Origin of the sequence: Protofrankia symbiont of Coriaria ruscifolia, from assembly GCF_900634745.1 — a bacterium.
GTDB classification, from domain to species: domain Bacteria; phylum Actinomycetota; class Actinomycetes; order Frankiales; family Frankiaceae; genus Protofrankia; species Protofrankia californiensis.
In genome coordinates, this window is sequence record NZ_CAAAFR010000064.1 from 1 (window position 1) to 7,586 (window position 7,586).

A 7,586-nucleotide genomic window follows, 5' to 3' on the forward strand; every position below is an offset into this window, starting at 1 on the left:
AGTAGCCGATCGCCACGCCGGGCGACCTTCGCGCAGCCCTGCAGGCGTAGTGTCTCCGCCAGCAGCGGCGGCGCATGCTGCAGGCGTGGGGGCTGCTCGTCGAGTACCGCGTACATGGTCGCGAGCGTTTCCTCCGGCTGGAAGCCGGGGATATCCCCTCAACCGCCTCGTAGAGCGTCACCCCTAACGAGAAGATGTCGCTGGCCGCGGTTCCTGTCTCGCCGCGGATCCGTTCGGGCGCGGTGTAGGCGGTCGTCATCGGCCCCCACCCGTCGACGGTGATTCTCGTTGCGTTGCTGATCGCGGCAATACCGAAGTCGGTCAGCTTGACCTCGCCGGATCGGGTCAACAGGATGTTCGCGGGTTTGACGTCCCGGTGGACGACGTCCTCGCGGTACGCGAATGTCAGCGCGTCGAGCACCGCGATACCGATTTCGGCTACCCGTGCGGAGCCCAGCGGCCCATCCTCCCGGATAACCGTGGCGAGGGAACGGCCGCGGATCAGCTCCATTACTATCCAGGGAAGATCCTGCTCTTCGACGACGTCGTGCACGGTGACGATGTTGGGGTGTCCGCGTAACTTCGCGGCGCTGCGGGCTTCCCGGTGTGCCCGGGCGATGAGCTCGCGCCGATCCGCAGCGGAACGCCCACTCTGAATATTGATCTCTTTGAGTGCGACGGGCACGCTCAGCGTCTCGTCAAGCGCCTCCCACACGGATCCCATACCACCACCGCCAAGCTGCTGGACAAGGCGGTAACGGGACACGATGATCCGCCCACCAGCAGATTTCGTGTGCCATCCCTCTGCCGGCTTCGTTTCCGACGTCGTCGGAGCCAAGGGTACCCGAAACGAAGGAGTAGGGTCAGGTAGCTGTCTGGCGGCTTCGCGTACTTTGTCGTTACGGCGCCGTGGGGCCTTGGACGGCCCGGACTTCCTCCTCGACAAGAGGACGAAGCAAATAGCGCCAAGAAGGACCAGGAGAATTCCAACCAGCTGGATGAGCGCCACGATGCCCGATTGGCCATCATCCAGCCCCGAACCGGACTACCGTCTGTTGCAGCCATCGGCGCCGAACACACCCGTCTCGACCACGGCAGCCCGGTGCTCAAGCCTCCGACAAAGTATCATGATCGTTTCTATGGATTCCCCGCAGATGGCCGTGGAGGAGCGCTCGCGACCGGGCACCCGCAAGCCGCAGAAAAATCAGCAGAAGAAAGATCGAAAGCATCGCGACCTGCGGACTCAGGCCGAAGATGCTGGTCGGATGGGGTGTGAGCGAGATGCCGATCAGTGATCGGCGCGGGACCATCTCGGTGAGATCGTGTCCAAGGCGGAGCACGCGCACGCGCGGATCGTGCTCACCCGTCATAGCCGTGCGATCGCTGCGGTAATTTCGATCGAGGACCTGCGGGAACTGGAAGCGGCCGAGGATGAGGCCGACTTGACCGCCGCGCGGGCTGCGCTTGCGTCCAGTGAGCCGCGCGTGCCGCACCGTGATGTGATGGCCGAGTTCGGCCTGACCTGACGGTGACGTACGAGATCGAGTGGACGATGCCGGCGCTCCGTGAACCGCGCAAGCTGGACAGTGTTACGGCTCGCCGAATTTTGATGGCGGTGACGGGGCTGGCGAACGATCCTCGTCCCCACGGTGTGCGGGCACTCGTCGGTGAGTCCTCGGGTGTGCTTCGGCTCAGGATTGGCGACTACCAGATGATCTACCACGTCGAGGATGACCGGATCGTCGTCACGGTGGTCCGGGTAGCGGTCAACCGTAGAGCCAGGGGCTCCAAAATTGTGGCGACGCCGCTATTTGAGAGAGGGCGCGCCGGCAGGATCAATACCGATGACTGATCCTGCCGGCGCGATTGATCTATATCCCGATGGCACCGGCTGAACGTCCGCTCGCCACTTGTTACCGGCAAGTTGCCATCGGAGTTATGCCGTCACACCGTGCCGGCGTCGATCAGATGATTGGGCCGACGATCGGACCAACCGGACCGACGATCGGACCAATCGGGCCAACCGGACCGACCGGACCGACCGGACCGACCGGACCGACCGGACCGACCGGACCGACCGGACCGACGATCGGACCAACCGGGCCGACCGGGCCGACACCTGTGTCAACCCCCGCATCGACGCCTGCGTCGGTATCCGCGAAGGTGGAGTGACCGATGGCGATTACGCTGCTTGCGGTTGCAACAGAGGCGCCCAATCCAATGAAGGCTGCGGCACCAATCGCCGCAGTCGCACCGGCGAGGACTCTCCTGACCATCGAATTCTTGTTGTTCCGCACGGGTAGCGCGCACCTCCCAACACTTTCATCCGATAGAACCTGCAGCAACGCGAACTCCCGAAAAACGAAATGGTAGCCGCGTCTCGTTCACGTTAGGCCATGCGCCGCGCCGGGCGGAGCTATCCCTGGCGCAAATACGTGTACATCACAGGAGCCGGCCCCGGCCGGACAGCGGGCAGGGGTGACGGCGCTCTGCGTGACGAGACCGGGCGCTTCTCTTACCATAACGAAGCCGGATTGTCCGGCTCCGGCGACTGGAATACGTTCCTGGTTATCCTACAACCTCATGCGATCATCATGCTGATACAGTGCATACCGGGGTCGGCGGCCAATACCGGGTAGAAGAACATGGTCGGGGTTTGGGGGCTGTGGCCCCGGCCGTGGGTGGGCTCACCGGGACGTGCGGGTCGGGTCGCTGTGCGGGGGGTAGGGCCGTCAGGCTGTTACGGGTTCGGCGCGCAGACGCCGGCCCGCGCCGCCGGCCGGGTATTCGAGCATCTCGACCATGCCAACACGACGATCACGGGGAATCTGTACGTACACCTGCTCCGCTCGGCCGGTGGCCGGGCGGCCGAGGCGGCAGTGCCACGGGCGAACAAGAGCGTGCCACATCGTGCGCGCAAGGACCATCTTGCTAGATCAATGTACCGAGCTATGACCCGAAACCCCTGGTAGAGCGGAGGGCCTGGGATTCGAACCCACGATGAGCGTTACCATCCCCAGCGGTTTTCAAGACCATCTTGGGCATACGGAGATCATGCCGTTCACCTGTGCGGTCTCCCCCATCGGACCGCTGTCGGGTTCCACGTCCCCACATATTCCCCACGGGCTCGCCAGGGCCTCGTCTGCATGGTCCGATGGAGCCTGCGAGAGGCGAGGAAGGAGGAGAGGCGTGCGTGACGAAGGCGGTAGCGGGCCTTCTCGCCTGCTGGGCTCTTCCCATCTTCCCGCTTACTGGGTCGCGGTCGTGTAGTGCGTCGTCCCGCACCTCGGGCTTCCGGATCCCGCTGGGACAATCCGTGCACCACGACGACGAACGCTCACCTGAGTGAGCTTTGCGTAGCAAGTGAGTGTCGCTGGCCACATCGTGAGTACATAAGCAACCAAGGAGCGGCCAGGGGCTGATAGGATTGCCTCTCGTCGACTACGCCAAGCGCGCCGTCGAAGTACTCGACTCGATCAACACTGATGAGCTGGACGAGTACGGCAAGGTCGTCTACGGCTTAGCTCTCGGCGTCGTCGCGGTCGGAACGAAGTGGATCGACCAGCTGTCCAGTATCACGAACATCCTCGGTCATTGGCCGCAGCGCGGTTAGGACAGCCCATACGTCGGCCCCGCCGGCTTCTCAGGCATCTCGGCATCATCCGACACAGAGTCAGGCCTACAGAGTCAGGCCTTGTGCCCGTCGGCTCATACGACCCGGTATCGCTCGCGCACCTGCGGGGCTTGCAGGGTGATTTTCGGTCCCATGCCAGGCGCCCGGTGGAAGCGCCGGTGTTCGGGGCAGCGCAGGACGATGCGCCAGGCGAGTCGGGGCGATGGGTCCACGACGTCAGTATGCGGCATTTGTAGCGATTGGGCTACGGACAGAATGGACGATCCGCAGGAGGGCTGCGCTTACCGCTCGAAGATGTCGTGGGTACCGATGCGTAGCCAGATGATGTGCGGGCCGGGCTTGCCGGGAAGCGGGTCGCCGTACATCCACAGCGCCCGGCCGTCGCGTGCCCACGTCATCTCGAACACTCCGGGCTCGGACTTGAAGCCCTTCACCCGTAGCCTCGGATGGAACGAGCCCGACTTCAGCCCCTCGCGGAACAGCACGACAGCACGCAGGAACACGGCTTGCTGCGCGGGGCTGAGTCGCGCGTGCTCCGCCAGGAAGCGAAGCGCTTGCTCGTGCGTGGGCATAGCCACACGATAGGTGTACGATCCGACCTCTCGGTGTCGGGTAACCCGCGCGAGGTCAGCTCGCCTGTGGATAGGAGTCCGCGGACAGCACGTTGAGGAGCGTGTCGAAAGCGTCGTCGCTCTCGCAGATCACCGAACGACCAGCCGCGAGATCCTCCAACGCCTCGTCGATCGCCCTCTTGGTGGCGGGGTCCGGTTCGTCGACCCACTCGTGAGGCTCCGGGACGGCCACGCCGTAGATCTCCACACACACACTCTAACCCGGGTTGGACACGCCGTGTCGATTCCTGCGACGTCATGGAGGTCAGCAGCTCACGGCAGGCGCCAAGGAGTACGCCCACGCCCGGTCGTCGTCCGGGTTCGTGGCGTCGTCGACCTGGATTCGACCACACTGGGATCCCTGCTCGCACACAAGATCGTCCAGGATGGGGAGCGTGAGACGCTCGGCCCGGCCTGGTCGAACGGCGCCCTGCCCGACGAACACGGCAACCTGGTGCAGCTGTCCGGGCTGATGTTCACCAGCCCGGACGGCCGGTACCTCACGCCCGAGTACGTGACCAGGCGGATGCAGCAGATCGCCCGGCGGGCGGGGTTGTGCACGACGGTGCGGGAACTGGCGGCGGCCGGTGCGGTCGAGCTGATCGTCGGCACCCGCTACACGGATCCGGTCGGGGAGTGGACGCTCTACCGCGACCGGGAGCCGATCGGCGAGGTCACCGCCGCGTCGGTGGAAGGCGTGCGCGGCGGCCGGGTCCGGCTGGGCCTGGCCGAGCCGCTGCCGGTCGACGTCGAGGTGGGGGCGGAGCTGGACCGAGTCTGCTGTCACGCCGGTGGCTTCACGATCTTCGGCATTCGTCGGCATCAATCCAGCTCGCCGAAGGCGTCGACATCGCGTTGGTGTCGAAGAGGCTCGGTCACTCAACGCCATCGATCACGGGGGCGTTGTCCGTCCATCTGCTGTGGTCGGCAGGTCAGGGGGCGGCGGAGAAGGTGGCGTCCGCGGCGCCTCGCGCGGCGCGGCGTGGGCACCCTGCGGGCACCACCGGTGAATCGGGGGCGGTGATGGGCGCAGTCCCGGCGTCGAAGGATGCAAAACGCCCGGTAGAGCGGAGGGCGTGGGATTCGAACCCACGATGAGGATCACTCCCCATAGCGGTTTTCAAGACCGCCGCCATCGGCCACTAGGCGAGCCCTCCTAACCTGCGGCTTCAGCCCGGTTGGCCTTGATCGTCGATCTGGCCGTTCCGTGCCTGTTCCGCGTGGCTGTTGTCCCCGTCTCCGGGCAGCCGGTCGTCTCCGAGTATTGCAGGATCAGCCGTGGGTGTGCCGAGGGCCTGTTCGATCGAGGAGTTCGCCATGATCTCCTGCCCGTCGAGGCAGTTGGCGCACACCTTGAGCAGCACGGCGACGCCGTGGCCGAGCCGGCGGGCAACCTCGGTCGCCGGCACGCCCGAGTTGAGCCACAGGGTCGCCGCAGCGTTTCGCAGGTCATAGGGCCGCCGGGCCAGCGGGGACACTTCCTGCTCCGGTGTGAGTGCCTTCGTCCGTCAACATCCGCCGCACCTTCGCGATCGTGTTTGAATGTCCGACCCACGGTGCGAGCTGAGTCAGACCCTGCTCCTCGCGGATCTCTCTGAGTCTGAAAGCGCGCACCTCGGCGTCCATGCGAGCGCGATGCTCCGCGACTCTGTCTTCCCGCGGAGGCTGCTTGGCTCGTGTCTGGCTCCATGTACTTGTCATCGTGTGCGCCTCCTCCCGATCAGCTTCCATGTTCACTACGCAACCACTCGTCGTATCGATGTTCCACGTCCGAGATGCGGGGACCGGATACGCCCATGGTTGCGGCGATCTCGCTCTGGGTCAGGGCACGGCTGCCTCGGGCCTCGGCCGGCCGGTGGGTGGGCGTGGATCTCGTCGTCGAGGCGGCGTTGCCCGGCCTCGCGGTCGGCGTCGGTTCGTACCGGGTGGCCGGCGGCGACACGTGCCTGTTCGGCCTGGCGTTTGACGTCGTCCCATCTCGTCGTTGTCACCGGTGGTCCCTCCTCTCGATCTCGGTCAGGTGAAGGTTGTAGCGTTCGTCCGCCACGGGTATCGCGGTCTCATGCCAGTGTTGCCAACTGCCGGACTTGTCCCCGGCTGTCAGTAGTACTGCGCGGTGGGCCGGGTCGAAGGCAGACAGGATCCGGATCTCGTTCGTGCCTGCCGAGCCCCCTGGAACCCCCACGTTCCTATGGTTGATGCCTGTTCTGGGTGTTTCGTGTCGCCGGGTGCCCAGCAGGTTCGACCTGCCCCTGACCGAGTTTGCACGCCTCAAGTCGGCGACTACACTGTAGTCGCATGACGAGAAAGGCTCCTACACCGGTACGGTTCGACGCCGCCGTTGCGGTACGTCTGCAGGCGTACGTGGCCACACATCCAGGCCTTTCCCTGTCGTCAGCGGCGAACCGGCTCGTGGACGAGGGGCTGCGGACGACGGAACATCCCGGCATCACGTTCCGGGAAGGGCCGACGGGACGGCGTGCGGGTCTGGTCGGCGGACCTGATGTCTGGGAGGTCATGCGAGCGGTCCGGTCCGCCCGGGCGGCCGAACCGGAGCTGGCCGAGCACGGGTTGTTGTCCATGGTCGCGGACAACACGGGCCTGCCGCTGAGGCTGCTCCGCACGGCGCTGCGGTATTGGGCCGCCTACCCGCAGGAGGTCGATGCTGAGATCGCTGCCGCCGACGAGACCGAGCAGGCGGCTGAGCGGGCATGGCGTCGCGAGCAGGACCTGCTGGCCGGATGAGCTACCCCTTATTGCTCGACGAGATGCTCGGGGAGCGGATAGCCGCCCAACTCGTCGGGAGGGGGCACGACGTCGTTTCCGTCGTTGCCGACTCGGCGCTGGTCTCGCTGCCAGATGACCAGGTGCTGGCGGAGGCGGCGCGCCAAGGGCGCGCGCTGGTCACGCTCAACGTCAAGGATTTTCTGCCGCTGGATGCCCAGTACCGGGCCAGCGGACGCTCTCACGCCGGCATCGTCCTGATCTCGACAAAGGCGTTTCCGCAGGATAGAGGCTTTGTGGGTGCTGTCGTGGGTGCGCTCGACAAGCTGCTCCGGGAGTCGGGTGCTGTCGGTCCCGACCAGGTCATCTTTCTACGGCGGTGATCGTTGTGTGGGCGTTGACGGCAGGGGCGAGGCCCCTGCACCCCGGGACGGGCTGCCCCCGCTTCGCACCGCCGCGCAAATCCGCCCGAGGCATCCGCGCAGGTCAGCGGTGATCTTCCCAGGTCACCGAGATCACGATCAAGGTCGACTCCAGGCTACCGCGAGCATTTCAAGACCGCCGCCATCGGCCACTAGTGTGTCACGCCTGAAATCTTGGACATATATTGCTAGTAT

General features: G+C 65.4%; 13 protein-coding genes and 1 tRNA gene. 7 read left to right on the plus strand and 7 right to left on the minus strand.

From position 1 onward, the window contains the following. Positions 1–766: serine/threonine-protein kinase (locus CV1CTNOD_RS09685; RefSeq protein WP_131785802.1), on the minus strand; the 766-nt coding region annotated here is incomplete at its 3' end. Between the two features lie 556 nt (positions 767–1,322). Between CV1CTNOD_RS09685 and CV1CTNOD_RS09690 the strand changes: the two genes are divergently transcribed. The 4 genes from CV1CTNOD_RS09690 (at position 1,323) to CV1CTNOD_RS09710 (ending at position 3,613) form a co-directional block, all read left to right on the plus strand. Next, positions 1,323–1,526, plus strand: a complete 204-nt coding sequence (locus CV1CTNOD_RS09690) for a type II toxin-antitoxin system prevent-host-death family antitoxin (RefSeq protein ID WP_242606554.1) — start codon at positions 1,323–1,325, stop codon at positions 1,524–1,526. Positions 1,527–1,528: 2 nt separating this feature from the next. Next, positions 1,529–1,852 (plus strand): type II toxin-antitoxin system RelE family toxin, encoded by a 324-nt coding sequence (locus CV1CTNOD_RS09695; RefSeq protein ID WP_131785803.1) that lies wholly within the window; start codon positions 1,529–1,531, stop codon positions 1,850–1,852. A gap of 862 nt (positions 1,853–2,714) precedes the next feature. Next, positions 2,715–2,972 (plus strand): hypothetical protein, encoded by a 258-nt coding sequence (locus tag CV1CTNOD_RS25590; protein WP_207386307.1) that lies wholly within the window; start codon positions 2,715–2,717, stop codon positions 2,970–2,972. A gap of 455 nt (positions 2,973–3,427) precedes the next feature. Continuing rightward, positions 3,428–3,613, plus strand: a complete 186-nt coding sequence (locus tag CV1CTNOD_RS09710) for a hypothetical protein (RefSeq protein ID WP_131785804.1) — start codon at positions 3,428–3,430, stop codon at positions 3,611–3,613. 302 nt (positions 3,614–3,915) lie between these two features. Here the strand turns inward: CV1CTNOD_RS09710 and CV1CTNOD_RS09715 are convergent, their stop codons facing one another. Both CV1CTNOD_RS09715 and CV1CTNOD_RS09720 read right to left on the minus strand, forming a co-directional pair. Continuing rightward, a complete protein-coding gene (locus CV1CTNOD_RS09715) occupies positions 3,916–4,206 on the minus strand; it encodes a hypothetical protein (RefSeq protein WP_131785805.1) in 291 nt (96 codons plus the stop codon). 55 nt (positions 4,207–4,261) lie between these two features. Next, on the minus strand, positions 4,262–4,453 hold the full coding sequence (locus tag CV1CTNOD_RS09720; protein WP_131785806.1) for a hypothetical protein: 192 nt from the start codon (positions 4,451–4,453) through the stop codon (positions 4,262–4,264). A gap of 30 nt (positions 4,454–4,483) precedes the next feature. Here CV1CTNOD_RS09720 and CV1CTNOD_RS25595 point away from each other — a divergent pair, with 30 nt between their 5' ends. Further along, positions 4,484–5,269 (plus strand): hypothetical protein, encoded by a 786-nt coding sequence (locus CV1CTNOD_RS25595; protein WP_207386308.1) that lies wholly within the window; start codon positions 4,484–4,486, stop codon positions 5,267–5,269. A 44-nt stretch (positions 5,270–5,313) separates the two neighbouring features. Here the strand turns inward: CV1CTNOD_RS25595 and CV1CTNOD_RS09730 are convergent. The 4 genes from CV1CTNOD_RS09730 to CV1CTNOD_RS09740 all read right to left on the minus strand — a co-directional run bounded on the left by CV1CTNOD_RS09730 (position 5,314) and on the right by CV1CTNOD_RS09740 (position 6,430). Beyond that, positions 5,314–5,402: transfer RNA gene (locus tag CV1CTNOD_RS09730), tRNA-Ser, on the minus strand. Between the two features lie 12 nt (positions 5,403–5,414). Beyond that, on the minus strand, positions 5,415–5,723 hold the full coding sequence (locus tag CV1CTNOD_RS09735; protein WP_207386309.1) for a hypothetical protein: 309 nt from the start codon (positions 5,721–5,723) through the stop codon (positions 5,415–5,417). Positions 5,724–5,981: 258 nt separating this feature from the next. After that, positions 5,982–6,236, minus strand: a complete 255-nt coding sequence (locus CV1CTNOD_RS24590) for a hypothetical protein (RefSeq protein ID WP_165485413.1) — start codon at positions 6,234–6,236, stop codon at positions 5,982–5,984. After that, a complete protein-coding gene (locus tag CV1CTNOD_RS09740) occupies positions 6,233–6,430 on the minus strand; it encodes a type II toxin-antitoxin system RelE/ParE family toxin (RefSeq protein WP_242606555.1) in 198 nt (65 codons plus the stop codon). The genes CV1CTNOD_RS24590 and CV1CTNOD_RS09740 overlap by 4 nt, the downstream gene beginning before the upstream one ends. A 113-nt stretch (positions 6,431–6,543) precedes the next feature. On the opposite strand from CV1CTNOD_RS09740, the gene CV1CTNOD_RS09745 reads away from it, so the two are divergent. Further along, complete coding sequence (locus tag CV1CTNOD_RS09745; protein ID WP_131785808.1) at positions 6,544–6,990, plus strand: hypothetical protein; 447 nt, start codon at positions 6,544–6,546, stop codon at positions 6,988–6,990. Continuing rightward, positions 6,987–7,352 carry a DUF5615 family PIN-like protein gene (locus tag CV1CTNOD_RS09750; protein WP_131785809.1) on the plus strand — a complete coding sequence of 122 codons (366 nt, stop codon included), beginning with the start codon at positions 6,987–6,989 and terminating at the stop codon, positions 7,350–7,352. Before CV1CTNOD_RS09745 ends, CV1CTNOD_RS09750 begins: the two co-directional genes overlap by 4 nt. The last annotated feature ends 234 nt before the right edge of the window (positions 7,353–7,586 follow it).